The organism is Sphingobacterium sp. BIGb0165 (assembly GCF_024810095.1).
In the GTDB taxonomy this organism is placed as follows: Bacteria; Bacteroidota; Bacteroidia; order Sphingobacteriales; family Sphingobacteriaceae; genus Sphingobacterium; species Sphingobacterium detergens.
The window spans coordinates 415970-432370 of record NZ_JANUEB010000004.1 but is presented as its reverse complement, the minus strand read 5'-3'; the positions used below and the strand labels follow the sequence as shown (position 1 = coordinate 432370).

17 protein-coding genes and 1 tRNA gene are annotated in these 16401 nt (G+C 38.5%); 12 read left to right on the top strand and 6 right to left on the bottom strand.

Annotated elements, in window-relative coordinates; all coding sequences use genetic code 11:
• Window positions 1-19 precede the first annotated feature (19 nt).
• Together M2408_RS11265 and M2408_RS11260 are read right to left on the bottom strand one after the other, a co-directional pair.
• Complete coding sequence (locus tag M2408_RS11265; protein ID WP_259181803.1) at window positions 20-2392, bottom strand: endonuclease MutS2; 2373 nt, start codon at window positions 2390-2392, stop codon at window positions 20-22.
• 20 nt (window positions 2393-2412) lie between these two features.
• Window positions 2413-3171, bottom strand: coding sequence for a DUF4296 domain-containing protein (locus tag M2408_RS11260; protein ID WP_259181801.1), 759 nt, complete (start codon window positions 3169-3171; stop codon window positions 2413-2415).
• Between the two features lie 72 nt (window positions 3172-3243).
• Here M2408_RS11260 and M2408_RS11255 point away from each other — a divergent pair, with 72 nt between their 5' ends.
• The 10 genes from M2408_RS11255 to M2408_RS11210 all read left to right on the top strand — a co-directional run bounded on the left by M2408_RS11255 (window position 3244) and on the right by M2408_RS11210 (window position 11192).
• A complete protein-coding gene (locus M2408_RS11255; protein WP_259181798.1) occupies window positions 3244-3936 on the top strand; it encodes a YggS family pyridoxal phosphate-dependent enzyme in 693 nt (230 codons plus the stop codon).
• Window positions 3929-4381 (top strand): GNAT family N-acetyltransferase, encoded by a 453-nt coding sequence (locus M2408_RS11250; protein ID WP_259181797.1) that lies wholly within the window; start codon window positions 3929-3931, stop codon window positions 4379-4381. Before M2408_RS11255 ends, M2408_RS11250 begins: the two co-directional genes overlap by 8 nt.
• A 144-nt stretch (window positions 4382-4525) precedes the next feature.
• Window positions 4526-5197, top strand: a complete 672-nt coding sequence (locus M2408_RS11245; RefSeq protein ID WP_259181795.1) for a DUF3298 and DUF4163 domain-containing protein — start codon at window positions 4526-4528, stop codon at window positions 5195-5197.
• 25 nt (window positions 5198-5222) lie between these two features.
• Window positions 5223-6485 (top strand): aspartate kinase, encoded by a 1263-nt coding sequence (locus tag M2408_RS11240; protein ID WP_259181793.1) that lies wholly within the window; start codon window positions 5223-5225, stop codon window positions 6483-6485.
• Entirely contained in the window at window positions 6486-7673 is a 1188-nt protein-coding gene (locus M2408_RS11235) for a class I SAM-dependent methyltransferase (RefSeq protein WP_259181791.1), read from the top strand. It begins immediately after the preceding gene.
• A 46-nt stretch (window positions 7674-7719) separates the two neighbouring features.
• Window positions 7720-8709, top strand: coding sequence for an LLM class flavin-dependent oxidoreductase (locus M2408_RS11230; RefSeq protein ID WP_259181788.1), 990 nt, complete (start codon window positions 7720-7722; stop codon window positions 8707-8709).
• 61 nt (window positions 8710-8770) lie between these two features.
• On the top strand, window positions 8771-9580 hold the full coding sequence (locus M2408_RS11225; protein WP_259181785.1) for a hypothetical protein: 810 nt from the start codon (window positions 8771-8773) through the stop codon (window positions 9578-9580).
• 9 nt (window positions 9581-9589) lie between these two features.
• Window positions 9590-10246 carry a DUF1345 domain-containing protein gene (locus M2408_RS11220; protein ID WP_259181784.1) on the top strand — a complete coding sequence of 219 codons (657 nt, stop codon included), beginning with the start codon at window positions 9590-9592 and terminating at the stop codon, window positions 10244-10246.
• 43 nt (window positions 10247-10289) lie between these two features.
• Window positions 10290-10682 (top strand): hypothetical protein, encoded by a 393-nt coding sequence (locus tag M2408_RS11215; protein WP_259181782.1) that lies wholly within the window; start codon window positions 10290-10292, stop codon window positions 10680-10682.
• 90 nt (window positions 10683-10772) lie between these two features.
• Window positions 10773-11192 carry a c-type cytochrome gene (locus tag M2408_RS11210; protein ID WP_259181781.1) on the top strand — a complete coding sequence of 140 codons (420 nt, stop codon included), beginning with the start codon at window positions 10773-10775 and terminating at the stop codon, window positions 11190-11192.
• Between the two features lie 362 nt (window positions 11193-11554).
• Here M2408_RS11210 and M2408_RS11205 read toward each other — a convergent pair.
• A tRNA-Leu gene (locus tag M2408_RS11205) sits at window positions 11555-11634 on the bottom strand.
• Between the two features lie 182 nt (window positions 11635-11816).
• On the opposite strand from M2408_RS11205, the gene M2408_RS11200 reads away from it, so the two are divergent.
• Complete coding sequence (locus tag M2408_RS11200; protein ID WP_259181779.1) at window positions 11817-12779, top strand: aldo/keto reductase; 963 nt, start codon at window positions 11817-11819, stop codon at window positions 12777-12779.
• A 228-nt stretch (window positions 12780-13007) separates the two neighbouring features.
• Here the strand turns inward: M2408_RS11200 and coaD are convergent, their stop codons facing one another.
• From coaD to M2408_RS11185, 3 genes are read right to left on the bottom strand one after another with little or no spacing between them, the layout of a single operon-like run.
• On the bottom strand, window positions 13008-13493 hold the full coding sequence (coaD, locus tag M2408_RS11195) for a pantetheine-phosphate adenylyltransferase (RefSeq protein ID WP_259181777.1): 486 nt from the start codon (window positions 13491-13493) through the stop codon (window positions 13008-13010).
• A 1-nt stretch (window position 13494) separates the two neighbouring features.
• On the bottom strand, window positions 13495-14034 hold the full coding sequence (gene rsmD / locus M2408_RS11190) for a 16S rRNA (guanine(966)-N(2))-methyltransferase RsmD (RefSeq protein ID WP_259181776.1): 540 nt from the start codon (window positions 14032-14034) through the stop codon (window positions 13495-13497).
• Window positions 14025-14822, bottom strand: coding sequence for a DUF3822 family protein (locus M2408_RS11185; protein WP_259181774.1), 798 nt, complete (start codon window positions 14820-14822; stop codon window positions 14025-14027). The genes rsmD and M2408_RS11185 overlap by 10 nt, the downstream gene beginning before the upstream one ends.
• Window positions 14823-14907: 85 nt before the next feature.
• On the opposite strand from M2408_RS11185, the gene M2408_RS11180 reads away from it, so the two are divergent.
• The gene (locus tag M2408_RS11180) at window positions 14908-16332 is read left to right on the top strand and encodes an ATP-dependent RecD-like DNA helicase (RefSeq protein ID WP_259181773.1); all 1425 of its coding nucleotides are present in this window, start codon (window positions 14908-14910) and stop codon (window positions 16330-16332) included.
• Window positions 16333-16401 lie beyond the last annotated feature (69 nt).

The following is a 16401-nucleotide window of genomic DNA, read 5'->3' as shown; positions in this document are numbered from 1 at the left end:
GTGCGAGTTCTTTTTATTGTTATAAATAAGCGTAAGTTATTCCGTCTCCACCGCGGTCTTGATGTTCATCTTCAAACCTACTGACATGGCTGTATTTACGCAAGTAATCCCGAATGAATTTTCGTAAAATGCCGTCTCCTTTACCGTGGATAATTTTTAAAGATGGGTAGCCTACCATAACAGCCCTATCCAGTACTTTCTCCAATTCATTCAACGCATCTTCGGTGCGCATCCCTCTGAGGTCAAGTTCCGGATTAAAATCTGCGACAGTACCCGCAGACAATGATTTAGACAAGCTTTTTGCTGATTTCTTATTCTCTCGTCCTTCGAGCTTAATGACATTCTTTCGCTTCTGTACTGTTCTCAATTCTCCCATAGCAAGAATCAAATTGTTTTTAGCAATTTCAACAACCTGTGCTTCAGCACCATTATCAATAATCTGTACCCAGTCACCTATACTCAATTCGGAGGATTCCGTTACTTTTTCTTTAATGACATGTTTTACTGTTTGCTCTTTCGGCAAAACAGCTTTCAAAGCTTGATCCAGATTACTGCGCAATTCACGGGTTTTCTCCTTATCAGCTTTCGCTGATTTGATCTGTGCAACCGTATTTTCGATTAATTTATTGGAGTTTCTGATGATTTCCTGAGCCTCCTCTTTGGCTTTTTTCAGGATAACCCGCTTATTTTCTTCAAGATAACCTTGTAATTCCAAGTACTCCGATTTAAGCGTTTCAAGTTCTTTCTCTCTTTTATTGATGGCAACTTTCGTGTCAAACACCTCTTTCTTCTCCCGTTCAAGATCGATCAACAAGGTATCTACCTTTTTCTGTTGTACACCGATTTTCCCTTTGGCGGCCTCTAGAATATCCTTGCCTAAGCCGATTTTCTGTGCAATTTCGAAGGCATAAGAGCTTCCAGGTTTACCGATCTGGAGAATATACATTGGACGCATCTCGCGGTTATCGAACAACATGGAAGCATTCTCCAGCCCCGTTGTATTGCTCGCAAATACCTTTAAGTTTGAGTAATGGGTTGTTACAACGCCTCTAATCTGCTTTTTATTCAACGATTCCAATACAGCTTCGGCAATAGGTCCGCCAAATAGAGGGTCTGTTCCGGTTCCGAATTCATCAATGAGTACCAAGGTGCGTCCATTAGCAAATTCCGTAAAATACTTCATTTTCGACAAGTGTGCACTGTAGGTACTGAGGTCACTCTCAATAGATTGATCGTCACCAATATCAGCAAATATTTGCTTGAATACACCTACTTTCGTCGTCGGCTCAGCTGGGATCAATAGACCTGATTGCACCATGATCTGTAGCAAGCCCACTGTCTTCATACAGACTGACTTACCACCGGCATTTGGTCCAGAGACAACAATGACACGTTGCAACTGGTCGATTTGTATATTCAATGGAACGACAGTGCCTTTATGGTGTTCGTTAAGTATGAGCAATGGATGACGCGCATTGATGAGATTGATCTCCGCCTCTTTGGACAATTCAGGCATCTCGGCCTCAATATCCAAGGCAAACAATGCTTTGGCTCTAACAAAATCAACCTTGGTCAATAAGCCATGATAGGATAACAATAAAGGGAGATGCGGGCGCACTTTATCTGTGAGTTCCACAAGAATTCGGATGACCTCCCTCCTGCGCTCAAATTCAAGATCTCTAATTTTATTGTTTAGCTGAAATACTTCTTCTGGCTCAATATAAGCCGTTTGTCCTGTCGCAGACTCGTCATGAATCAATCCTTTAAGCTTCCTTTTATTTTCAGCCAAGATCGGAATACATAGACGTCCATCCCGTACAGTCAAATTGCCATCCGCAGTCCAGCCACTGTCCTGGGCATTTTTGAAAATACTATTTATACGTTTGAGCGCATCTTGTTCTGCCCGTTGTATTTGTTGAGTGATTTCGAGCAATAAGCGTGAAGCATTATTTTTGAGTTTTCCTCGCTCGTCAATCACTATTTCAATATCACGGATGATTCCCTTCTCGATAGGTAAATGCTCAAATAGCACTTCCAAATTCGGATAAAGGCCCTCTCTTTCGTTAAAATAGCGAATGATGGCATAAACAGTTTTCAAGGACAACAGGACACGAAAAAATTCTTCTTCAAGTAGAAAAGCACCTTCCACCCTCGCTTTTTCAATAATGGATTTTAAAGGAAAAAAATTCTCTACGGGAAATGCTCCATCATTGACAAGAAGATCTTTGAATTCACTAGTCTGTCTCAAAAAACGATCTATCTGATCAAAGCGAGTTTGTGGCTGAATTTTTTCGACCAGCTCACGGCCTGATTCACTCAGGCACTTTTGTTTTATTTTATCTTTTATCTCGGAAAAGCCGAGTTTATCTATCGCATTTAATGGATATACCATAAAATTATATTCTTTGATGGTTAAAGTTTTGATACAGGCTTCAATGCCTGTGGTGGAGTAAGAATAGGTTTTTCAAGCCTTTGCTCCATTTGTTTTGGTAACGTTACTGTGTCCTTTGCCGAAACGCCAGGTGTTGTTGCTGGGGACGCAGGATTTCCAGAGGAAGTAGGTGGCGGTGATCCAGCTGGAGTAATTGAACTACCATTAGTTAGCTGGTTCATTAAATAGCTATCCAAGCTAACACCTGTTTTCTGTTGGAAATTTTTGTTAAACAACGAAGACGCTTCTTTAAAACTGAATTTCTCCTTACTTGGTTTGTAGTGGATAAGCGCAGCAATACGTTCTTGATACTGTTGCTGTTGTCGCATCACACGACTTGTACTATCCTGAATTCTTGCATTGACAATCGAATCCCTTGTTCGGATAGAATCTTGTTTTTTACGTTCGATATCCGTATAAAACTTATTCTCCTTCGTCAAATTATCTTCCACTTTCTTATAAATGGCTGACATGACCTCAGCATCTTTACCGTAATAGTCCAGGTTCTTTTTAAAAGAAACGGAATCCAGTCCGTATTTATCAAAAGTCACCTGGTACAAAGGCACCATCACTTTGCGTGCACTATCAATGGGCAAAATATTGAGATATGAATCTGTCAATTGGATTTCTGTCAAAGCATTTACAAATTTGCTTTGTGAGATAATATCCTTCTCCTCTGGTCTGACACAGGAACCAAATAAAAAAATCACCGCAAGTAGATTCAGTATTAATCGTAGCATTTCGTAGTTTTGTACAAATTTACAAAAAGCACCGACATTTGGCACTTTTTACATCATCAAACTATATCGGAAATGAGTATTGCGAGTAATTTAGAAGCTTTAAGGTTGGAAACTGAAGCAAAGGGCGTTCAGCTTGTAGCAGTTTCAAAGACAAAGTCCAATTCAGAAATCATGGAAGCCTATGAGGCTGGACAACGTATCTTTGGTGAAAATCATGTTCAAGAATTAATTGAGAAAGCGGAGCTTTTACCCAAAGATATTCAATGGCATATGATCGGACACCTACAGACGAACAAAGTAAAATATATTGCGCCATTTATTAGTCTAATTGCTTCTATTGACTCCCTAAAACTGCTAAAAGAAGTTAATAAACATGCGATAAAAGCGAATCGTACCATCGATTGTTTATTGCAAGTATATATTGCTGACGAGGATACCAAGTTCGGTTTGGATCATGCCGAATTGATCGAGCTGCTTCGTGATGAAGAATTCCTGGAACTAAAAAATATCCAAATTTGTGGGCTAATGGGGATCGCGTCCAATACAGACAATGAAAAGGTGATCAAAGCAGAGTTCTACGAATTAAAAATGTTATTTGATGGAGTTAAAGCCAGCTTCTACCGTAAAGACGACTATTTTAATATCCTTTCTATGGGAATGTCTTCGGACTATAAATTAGCAATTGAAGAGGGATCTACCATGGTCCGTATTGGAAGTACAATCTTTGGTAAAAGAGTAATTAAACATTATAAAAACAATGACTAAACCAATTATACGTGCAGCAATTAAATCGGATTGCCCACAAATGCTTGAGCTAATCAAAGAATTGGCTATCTATGAGAAAGCACCGGATGAGGTGACCGTTTCTCTCGCGGAGTTTGAAGAAGCTGGATTTGGACATAGCCCTATTTGGGGTGCGTTTGTAGCGGAAATTGGCCAAGAAATTGTTGGAATTTCATTATATTACGTCAGATACTCCACTTGGAAAGGAAGAAGGCTTTACCTGGAAGATTTAATCGTTACCGAAAAAATGCGTGGACTGGGAATGGGTAAACAACTCTTTGACAGAACACTGGCCTATGGTAAAGAATGCGGTTATCACGGCATGGTATGGCAAGTTTTGGACTGGAACGAGTCTGCCATAAAATTCTACGAGCGGTATAAAGCTGATTTTGATTCGGAGTGGATTAATGTATCAATCACATATTAAATTAGAGGGTAAGCAATCAATTCAATGCGGTTTTATCTTTTTTTGAAAATTTTATTTATAGGCAGCTTGTTGTACTCATGTCAAAACAAAAGTGCCGCACCTTCTCTTGCTCAAACTGGAGATACACTCTCATATCATAAAAAAATGGTTGATGAGCATAGTAATTATTTTCTAAAAGGAGATGATCAGTTGGATACCACATACTTTCGGGCAAACTATCCGGTGTTCGATGAAGTAAAAATCAATGATATTGTTTCATCTATTGTTCATCTCGAAGGGGATACAAGCATGGAAGAAGCTGCCCATCGTTTTATAAGTGCTTACAATGAATATGTGGATGATAACAACGGCAAATCTACTGCAACCTGGAATCGCGATCTTCAGGTAGATGTAGTTGCTAACACACCGGTCTATCTTGCTTTACGAACGAAACAGGAAGAATATACTGGCGGAGCTCATGGCGACCATGTAACGTTATATTCAAACTTTGATAGGCAGTCTAATCGTTCTATCACGATTGACGATATTATTCGCAAAGAAGATAAAGGCAGATTTACAACAATAGCCGAACAATGCTTTCGTAAACAAGAAGGGTTAAATAAGGATGATTCCTTAAATGGAAAGTATTTTTTTGAAGAGGGCAAGTTTTCACTCGCAGATAATTTTACGTTTGAAAAAAACGAATTATTATTCTACTATAATATCTATGAAATTAAATCCTATGCGGAAGGTAGTACAGAATTACGCATCCCTTACACCGCTATTAAAGATCTAATGTCAGAAAAAGGATTACATTATATCAATAGTATCAATTAGCAATCAACTAAACTCAATAAAATAAATGCAGGTTTTTAAATTTGGAGGTGCATCAGTAAAGGATGCGGAAAGTGTCAGAAATTCAGCAAAGATTATTTCGAAATACAAAGGTGAAGCTTTGTTGGTCGTTATATCTGCCATGGGTAAGACGACAAACCTTCTGGAGAAATTGACCAGAGAATATTATAACAATACAGGGTTGCAGCTTCAAACCCTTGAAGATGCCAAAGCATTCCATTTTCAAATTCTTCAGGGCCTATTTCCTGATGGTGAGCACCCAATATTCGATGAAATTGCCAATTGTTTCGTCGAGATCGAATGGATTTTGGAAGAGGATCCGCAGGATTCCTATGACTATCTATTTGACCAAATTGTATCAATGGGTGAATTGATATCGACTAAAATTGTTGCTGCCTATGTTGCCTTTATTGGTGAAAAAGTTAAATGGTTAGATGCCCGTGATTATATTTTAACAGATAACACCTACCGAGAGGCTGCAGTTGACTGGAATAAAACAGAAGAAAAGATCCGTGCTGAACTACCATCCATATTAGACGAATACATTGTCATTACACAAGGTTTTCTAGGATCTACATCTGAGAATTTCACAACAACATTGGGTCGTGAAGGATCTGATTATTCTGCAGCGATATTTGCGTCTTGTTTAAATGCCGAAAATGTAACAATCTGGAAAGACGTCCCGGGTGTACTCAATGCTGATCCTAAATGGTTTGAAAAAACTGAATTGATCCCTGAACTATCTTATACGGATGCGATCGAACTGACCTATTATGGTGCGACCGTAATTCACCCGAAAACGATCAAACCACTACAGAATAAGAAAATTGCCTTAAATGTGCGTTCTTTTGTTGATCCGGAGTCTCCCGGAACGATAATTCGAAGTACAAATCAGACATTACCGGTTCCCTCGTTTATATTTAAAGTAAATCAGATTTTTATTTCCATTTCGCCCAGGGATTTTTCTTTCATCGTGGAAGATAACCTCAGAGACATCTTTAATCTATTCCATGAACATCGTATCAAAATAAATATGATGCACAACACAGCGATCAATTTTACGGTCTCCGTGGATGACACTGGAAAGAATTTGGTGGATTTAATTAACGATCTTGAACAACGATTTAAAGTTACCTATGAGTCTGGTCTTGAATTAATCACGATCCGTTATTATAACCAGGAAACGATCGACCGTGTTCTGGTTGATAAAGAGGTGATCAGTGAATTAAAGGATAGATATACATGCCAGCTTCTTGTTAAGAAAATATAAATGAATAGATTGATTCTTCAAAAGGAGGTACAGCTGTTTTTGGAAAAAAACCTGAGCGAGTCTCCTACTAAAATAGCTTTAAAGAAATCTCCTTTTGAAGGAATATCGTCTTCTGAATTAGCTGCACAACTCGATGGTAAGCAGCGTACACGGATTAAAATACCTTTGTGGGCAGGGACTCCAGGAGCCTATTTTCCTGCTAAACTAAATCTAGAACAGTGTTCATCAGAAAAAACGGCACTATTTAAAAGTTCGCTCATTAAGAAAGGCACCAATTTAGTTGATGCGACAAGCGGTTTTGGTGTCGACAGCTTTTATTTTTCAACGCGAGCAAAGCAAGTGATTTCATGCGAACTCAATCCTGATCTTGCACAAATTTCTGCATATAATGCCAGGATATTGTCTGCCGTAAATATCGAGGTTATTGCCACAAATGGTGTAGATTACATACTTAACAATCCACAGGCGCATTTTGATTATATCTATCTGGATCCTTCGCGTAGAGTTCAAAATAAGAAGGTATTTTTACTGGACGAATGTGAACCTAATTTGGTGGCTCTGCAAAACGATTTTTTCGAACGATCAGATGTCATTATTAGCAAGCTTGCACCATTGTTGGATATCTCCTCAGCATTGAGCATGTTAGTCCATGTAAAGGATGTTTATGTCGTTTCCTTGCAAAATGATTGTAAAGAACTTATTTTTATTCAAGAGAAAGGATATATAGGCGAGCCGGTCATTCATGCTGTCCGACTATTCAAAGAGGAACAACAGATCATCTCTTTTACTTATGAGGAGGAACGCGCTACCCTTGTCGATTATAGTCCACCTCTATCCTATCTTTATGAGCCGGATGTTGCCCTGACCAAAGCCGGTGCGTTTAAAACAATCGTCAATCGCCTTGATGTAAAAAAACTACACAAAAGCACCCATTTATATACATCGGATCAGAAAATCCCTGATTTTCCGGGCAAAATATTTATGATAAAACAGGTTGAATCTTTTACAGAATTCAAGAAAAGGAAAAGTCCTCTAATTGCGGATATTATTGCCAAAAATTTTCCGTTAAAAACAGAGGATATAAAAAAGAAATTTAAGATTAAAGATACCGGTGACACCTTCAGCTTCTTCACAACAACATTGAATGATCAGCTGATTGTCATACATACACAGCGAATCCTAGAATAGACAATTTTATTACAATTGTCCTATTTCTTCTCCGTAATTTTAATGCATGGATAAAATCGTATTATCAGCATTAGATTTAGCTCCTGTCAAAAAGGGAGAAAATGCAGCTAGTGCTATCGCTCGCAGTGTAAAAGTTGCACAACATATCGAAAAACTAGATTTTAAAAGAATCTGGGTAGCTGAACACCATAATATGGAGTATATCGCAAGTTCGGCAACCTCACTACTTATACAACATATTGCTTCAAATACTGATCGGATCAGAGTAGGTTCGGGTGGTATCATGTTGCCTAATCATGCTCCCCTAGTGATTGCCGAACAATTTGGCACATTGGAAACGTTATTTCCCGGTCGAATTGATCTTGGCTTAGGTCGCGCACCAGGTACCGATCAATTAACAGCAATGGCCTTGCGAAGAAATAATCTGAATACTGCCTTTCAGTTTCCGCAGGAGGTCAAAGATCTTCAGCGTTATTTCAGCACCGATAATTATGATGCAAAGGTGCGGGCATTCCCCGGTGAAGGACTGGAAATCCCTCTTTATATTCTGGGTTCTAGTACGGATAGCGCTTATTTAGCGGCTAGTTTAGGACTTCCCTACGCCTTTGCGACACATTTTGCACCGGCTCAATTTGCTTCAGCAAGCATGATCTATCATCAGAACTTTGTACCATCGGAGGTATTGGATAAACCTTATTTTATTTCCTGTGTCAATGTTATTGCTGCGGACAGTACAGAAGAGGCTGAGTTTTTGTCAACCAGCTTCTATAATTTATTTGCTGGCATAGTAACCAATACAAGGAGACCATTATCTCCTCCGACGGAAGAGGTAATTTATAAAGGCATTCCGGCCATCGAACAAGCAGTACACAGCATGGCTTCCTGCGCTTTTGTGGGAGATAAAAATAAGATCACCCCAGAGATAGAAAAATTCGTCAAAGATCATAAAGTCGATGAAATTATGGCTACCTCCTATATCTTTGATGATGAAAAATGCCTGAAATCATTTTCCTTACTTAAGGAAGCACTCTCCTAACAAAGCTGAAGGGGGGCATATATTGTGAATTTTTATATATTTAAATAAAAATTCACAATATATGAACAACTACTCTGCTTTCACCTTACTATTTACGCTATTATTTATCCAAGCTTGTCATAGTCCCACGACAAAAAAAAATAACACTCCGATAGACACAATTGCCACAAAAGATAGTTCATCTTTGACGTCAAAAGACAGTACAGGGTTGTCAATTTCGACAGCAGCCGATAGTTCAAAGGGGCAGATTTTCTTGGTTCGCAGTTATCGCATCTGGGAAAAAGAGGATCCGACCGCTGTATTGAATAAGGATTGGTTTGATCTCTATGAGCGTGAGGGAAAATATTATCTGGAGAAAGTGGATTATGAAATTAAGGATAGTTACGATGAATGTGCTCAGGTTCCGTCAAAAAGTGTCGAGTCTAAAAGGAACTCGCTTTTGTTTCTGAATATAAAGGGATTAAAACCGGGCGCCGTGGAAAATATGAAGATAAACCATTCGGAAATCTGGCCCAAAGAATCCGTAGAATATACCTTTAGAAAACAACATATTATCCTGAAAGGATTTGGAGACATCAAATCCACTGAAGTGCAGACGGATGAAAAAGGACATGAAAAACTATTTCACGAAGTCGCACATTACAAGCTTAATGCCACCTTTGGAGGAGCTAAAGAAATAACTTTATTTCAAAAAGATCAATATGATCATATATTTATGTCTACACAGTTTGTTGGTGACATAGATCGTGATGGGCAATTGGATTTTATCTTTTCCAATCCTAATCACTACGAGGAAGAAGCATTGCTCTTGTTTCTTTCTAATGGCGGAAAACCGTTGATTTTTGAGGCGAGCGAGCAGTTCGATTGTTAATTTATGATCATGGAAAAAATAAAGACAATACTGCATCAAATGAAGTCCATTCACCGGGCTCTAATCGCAATTTGCGCTTTTATCCTCGTGTACATCTTCTCCCCGATTAAATCCCTGCCCTTGCTAAGTTTGGTTTTATGTTGGTTTGGCTTTTGTGTTTCCTATATCACCGTCTCCTGGTATACATTCTACACCATGCCAATAGAGGCCATCGCCAAGAAAGCACAACAAGAAGATGGTAGCAGGCTCTTTGTATCATTATTTATTATTTTAGTTACAGTAAGTTGCTTTATTTCGGTACTGATGATAATTATATCAAGTAGGGAAAAACAGCTTAGTGATTCATTTATTATCGTCATCTGTATGTTAGCCATACTGGCGTCCTGGTGTCTGGTTCATACCATCTACACATTCCATTATGCACGTTTATACTATGAAAATGGTTCCGAGGGCAATGGACTGGAATTCCCTGGGGACGACAAACTGGACTATTTGGATTTTGCCTATTTTTCTTTTGTCATGGGCTGTACATTTCAGGTGTCTGATGTGGGTATTTCATCAAAAAAGATTAGACGGGTTGCGTTGTTCCATGGTCTCCTCTCCTTTGCACTGAATACATTCGTCGTTGCCTTGACTATCAATATCATTTCTGGTTTGATAAATTGAGTTTTTAAACTAAAAACCGTATTTTAGTCCAAAATTTACACGTATGAAGTTGCTCAAACCACTAGTTGTACTCATTTTATGCCTTATCACTTTTTTTTCGTGTAAGAAGAATCAAAATACGGATGGTGAAGGATCTGCTGGAGTTACTGGAAATTATGTCGGTAGGGTTCAATTTCAGGGCAACTCATTGTCTGTTGATCGATCCAATAGATTGATCCGCATTCTACGTGAAGGAGGTGTCGAATCATTTAAAATTGAGTTTTTTACTGGCGTACCAAATATTACAGGAGTTCGCTTTACACCGGTTAATGACAGCACCTGGGTCTCGAGCGATACAACAGGACTAAGAAATGTGACCATAGAGGGCAAATTACTTAAAATAAACTACCAGCTAAATAGCCAAAGCTGGATTGTAGATGACGGGATCCGTAAATAATAATCAATCTAAATTGTCATAATAACTTCATTTTTCGTTGCTAAAGTATTTTCTTATCGCTATATTTAGTCAAGCATAAGGAAAAGAGAAATGAAACACGTCAAAAAAATTGGAGCAATTGCTTCTGTATTTGCTATAGCCATCGCCTTGAGTGCATTTAACTTCCAACAGGAAAAACCTCAGGAAGAACCCAAACCAACAAATTTAAAGGTCTTACCAAAGAACATTTCTCATGACGAACTGATCTCAACAATGAAAGAGTTTAATGTCGCATTGGGTGTAAAATGTGGCTTTTGTCATGCCGCTTCAAAAGAAGATCCTAAAGAGCTGGATTTTGCTAGTGATGAGAACCATAAAAAGGAAATTGGCCGAGCAATGATCAAAATGACCAAAAAGATCAATAAAAAGTATTTTAACCACAGTTGGGATAGCTCTCCTGCCAAAGCAATTTCTTGTAAAACTTGTCATGGCGGAAAAGAAGAACCAGAAATGGTCATAGCGAAAAACTAATCAAACTATATATTTATGTAACACCATAAGGTTTCTCTTATGGTGTTTTTTATTGCCTATTCTTTGCTTATTTATTGGCATTTGTTTGGTTATTCTTTGCCATTTCTTTGAGCTTTCCTTGGTATTGGTTTGCCATTCCTTTGCTGTTTCTCTGCTTATTCTTTGGTATAATAGCAATAAAACAGCAGAGAAATACCAATAAAATGGCATAAAAATAGCAAGCGAAGTGGTATGTTGTCTCAAACCTAGTGATAAGAATGTCCAACGTAGTAGAGATAGTCAGCGTTTCATGTGTAATATGATCCATACTGGCCGTGATAAACATAAAAAAGGCTTTTCAAATTGAAAAGCCTTTTTTATTGTACCCGGAGCCGGAGTCGAACCGGCACGGTTTCCCACTGGTGTTTGAGACCAGCGCGTCTACCAATTCCGCCATCCGGGCATATCCGTTTGGGATGATGCAAAAGTAAGGAAAGTTTTTATTTTTCCAAACTATCTCCCGCTTCTTTTCCTAAACTGCCTGAAAATGAATTAGAAATTTTTTATAAAACTATTTACAATGCCTCTCCAAAGGCTTAACTGGCATTTTTTTCTTAATTTTAAGCTAGAAATATTAGGTAAAACATGGAAAAGGTAAAGTTAGGAAATAGTGAAATTGAATTTAAACCGATCGTTTTTGGCGGAAATGTATTTGGTTGGACTATTGATGAGCAACAGTCGTTTGCTCTTTTGGATGCATTTGTCGATATGGGCTTTAGTTTTATAGACACATCCAACAACTACTCCCATTGGGTACCCGGTCACACAGGATCGGAGTCCGAATCCATTATTGGTAAATGGATCAGTAAACGGGATGTGCGGGATAAAATTCAGATTGCAACGAAAGTAGGCGGACGTCGGGCCGGCAATGACAAACCCAATTTGAAAAAAGAACATATTATAAAGTCTGTGGACGAATCGCTCATGAGATTACAAATAGACACAATAGATCTTTATCAGTCCCATCACGATGACCTTTCAACAGCCATAGATGAAACGCTTGAGGCTTACCAGCAATTGGTCCATGCCGGTAAAGTAAAATGGATTGGAGCGTCTAATTTAAGCCCTGAACGCCTAAAGGAATCATTAGTTGTCGCAGAGAAGCATAATCTCCCTGCCTATATTGCTATCCAGCCCGAGTATAATTTGTACGACCGTTCAAAATATGAGAACGATTATGAGCAACTCGCGCTCGAAAATCACTTGGGCGTAATCACCTATTATTCTCTTGCAAGCGGATTCCTCTCAGGAAAGTATAGGTCGATAGATGACATTAGAGATGCAAAACGATCTGACGCCTTAAAAGGCCGATTTGATAACCGCGGACTTCGCATTCTGGACGCCTTAGCTCAAGTAGCACACAGTCAACAGGCCGCTATGCCGACAATTGCTCTTGCTTGGATTCTTCATCGACCTTCTGTCACCGCTCCTATTGTAAGCGCCACCTCCTTGCAACAACTTGAGGAACTAACTAGGGCAACCAAAATAAATTTGTCAACTGAGGAAATGTCTCTATTAAATAGAGCTAGTTCACATGAAGAAAGTTGATTTGAAAATAGCTACAAAGTATTGACATAAAGATCTTTAAAATCAAATTAAATGCTAGTCAGAATATTATTTGGCAAGAAGACCTGTAAAAGCGTTAATACCGGGCTTTACAGCGAAGGCATACTTCACATAGAATACCATAACAAACTGTATTTCAAATAAAAAAATATCCCAACAAAATAATATTTTGTTGGGATATTTTGTATTTCATAACGATAAATTGAGCGATTAGCGCTTTGGTAATCTCTTCTCCTCCAATAAGCTTAGAACTTCCGCAGGCACCATCTCGCTAACATCTCCCCCGTTAAACCAGACATCCCGCACGATAGTGGATGATATATGAGCCTTCCCAGATCTACTCATCAAAAAATAACTTTCGACTGCTGGGTTTAGCAACAAGTTATTTTGAGCGATCGCATTTTCGAATTCAAAATCTCCCGTATTTCGCAAACCGCGCAATATAAACTTCGCACCAACTTTCTGGCAGAAATCCACAGTCAAACCACTATATTTTACCACTTCAATCACCTGTATGCCTTGAAAAACATCTTGTATAGCATTGACTCGTTCGTCATGATCTAACATACCTTTTTTGCTCGCATTATAACCTACAGCAATAATGATCTTATCAAATAATGGCAACGCCCTTTCAACCAGATCCTGATGGGCTAAGGTAAAAGGATCAAATGAGCCTGGAAAAACAGCAATTTTCATATTATAAGGGATTTGCGTAGAATGAAAAAGATGAATAACCGTATTTTCTGGTTTCTATGAAATTCGGATGCTCCTCCATTTGTCTTGTAGAAGGATGTTCGACAATAAGAAGCCCATTATTATTCAATAGATTGTTATCAAAAACCAATTTTGGTAATTGGGGCAGTTTTGGAATATCGTAAGGCGGATCTGCAAAAATTAAATCATAGGTACTTTTGCAGCTGGTCATAAATTTAAAAACATCTGCTTTCCTGGCATTGATCTGTTCCAGCTTCATTTTTTTAGCAGTGTCCGCAATATATTGTACACATTTAAAATGTAAATCGACAGAATCAACATGCTCCACCCCACGAGATGCTAGCTCAAAGCTAATATTTCCGGTTCCTGCAAAAAGATCAAGGCAATTTAGACCATCAAATTCCAAACGATTCTGCAGAATATTAAATAAAGCTTCTTTAGCGATATCTGTGGTTGGCCTAACCGGCAAATTGGTTGGTGGATTCAGCCTTAAGCCACCAATTTTACCTCCTATTATTCGCATAATATTGAATCAAATAATATGTTGTATGGTGTTAAGTTACTATTCACCTCCTGATCCGCCAAGACAACCTTTGTTTTTAAATCCAATACTTCAATATCTCCGGCATAGGACGCTATGCGCTTATAAAAGGATTCGTTGGGAACTTCACCGGAAAGGAGAATTTTATCAATAGAATCGCCCAAGCCAAATTGTGTTAATATGTTCAATATGTAATAACTAACATCATCAAGATTATGAATTTCAAAGCTGTTGTAAAGTTGAAAAACACCATTCTTGAACAAATAAAAGTCGACAATGTTATCAGCTACAAAGTGTAACCCCAATACACTACCCCGAATAGATATACGCTCTTGTGCACGATCCAACACAACGGCAAATTCAGGAAGAATAACAGCATCCGGGAACAACCTGCGCCAGCGATTTAAAAGAAGCTTATCAAATTGATACAAAGCCACCAAACCAAGATTATCTAAATAATAAATAAATGTATTTTCAAGATCTGATGTACTCAAAAATTGTAGATATTGCGCAATATTATCCTTCTGAAAAACCTCCTTTGGTATAAATGTAAAGCTTTGATGTGGGATCACAATCCGAACGAATCGAAATGGCAGACTCATTATTCTTGTCGCATCTAAAATTGGCTCCTCCGAGGAATATTCGATCAATATAGGTGCTACTGACTTCTTATCAACTACCGCTAATACATCTTTCTGGAAGCCAGCTTTTACCAAAAGATTATACTCGGGTAAGTAATGAATGTTAAATTGTTTTGAAATATAATTCATTCGCTGAATTGTAAAAATAAAAACTTGTTAAAGCAAAAATAGCTTTTTCTAGAGGATAAGACAAACCTTTTAAATAACTTTGGGAGTGTTCATCAAAAATCTGCTAATACAACAATTTCCCTGGCAACCAACCGCACAGCAGTTGGAAGCATTCGAGCTATTGGAAGAATTTCTGCTTGCTTTTGACAGGCAGTCTTGTTTTGTCCTCAAAGGCTATGCCGGAACCGGTAAAACAACATTAATTGCGGCATTGGTCAAAGTATTACCTGCATTGAAAAAAAGAGCCGTGCTCCTAGCGCCAACCGGTAGAGCGGCTAAAGTGATGAGTTATTATTCCGGACGAAAGGCACTGACCATCCACAAGAAGATCTATCGGAAAAAATCCGCCATTTCCTTTCAACTAGACTTCACTTTAGCGGAGAATTTGCACGAAGACACTTTATTTATCATAGATGAAGCCTCTATGATTTCCAATGAAGCTGTAAATGTATTTTCAAAAAGCCTTTTAAATGACCTCTTTAGCTATGTACAATCTGGCAAGAATTGTAGCCTCTTGTTTGTTGGAGATACCGCTCAGTTGCCGCCAGTTGGTTTATTGGACAGCCCAGCATTGAACCCCGGCTATCTTGAAAATGAATTCCACCTCTGTGTCTACCCCTATGAACTGACCACGGTAGTACGGCAGTCCCAAGATTCGGGCATATTGTACAATGCTACTAAAATACGAAATGAGATCATATCGGCTGAAGAAGGACAACATGACTTCCCGTTTCCAAAATTCATAACAAAAGGATTTAAAGATCTTTATAGAATGACAGGTGAACGGTTAATAGAGGGAATAAACTATGCCTATGATAAATATGGTGTAGAAAACACCATGATCATATGCCGTTCGAACCGTTCAGCAAACTTATATAATCAGAACATCCGCAACAGGATCCTTTTTAGAGATGAAGAACTAACGGGTGGGGATTACATCATGGTTGTGAAAAACAACTACTTCTGGCTACAGGAAAACAATATGGGCGATGGTTTTATTGCAAATGGTGATATGGCCAAAGTCCGGAAGGTGAGCAATATCCACGAGCAACATGGCTATAGATTTGCCGACGTTACACTAGAATTTATGGATATAGATGAAATCGAACCGATCACTTGTCGCGTTATTTTAGATAGCCTCTATACAGAGGGTCCCAACCTTTCCTATGAAAGTCAGAAAAACCTGTACGAAGAGATTGGTATGGATTATGCAGATATATTAGACAGGAAAGATCGGCTTGAAGCTATTAAAAAAGACCCCTATTATAATGCACTCCAGATTAAATTTGCGTTTGCGATCACTTGCCATAAAGCTCAAGGGGGACAATGGCCTATTGTATTTGTCGACCAAGGATATATCAATGATGAAATGCTCGATCTTGAGTTTCTTCGCTGGCTATATACTGGTGTTACCCGAGCCACACAGGAACTTTTTTTGGTAAACTTTAATGAAAACTTCTATCCATCATAGTATTATTACACGAATCATTCGTATGACTGTACAATAATGAATATTTTAGTGGTCAAAACCAAGATTACA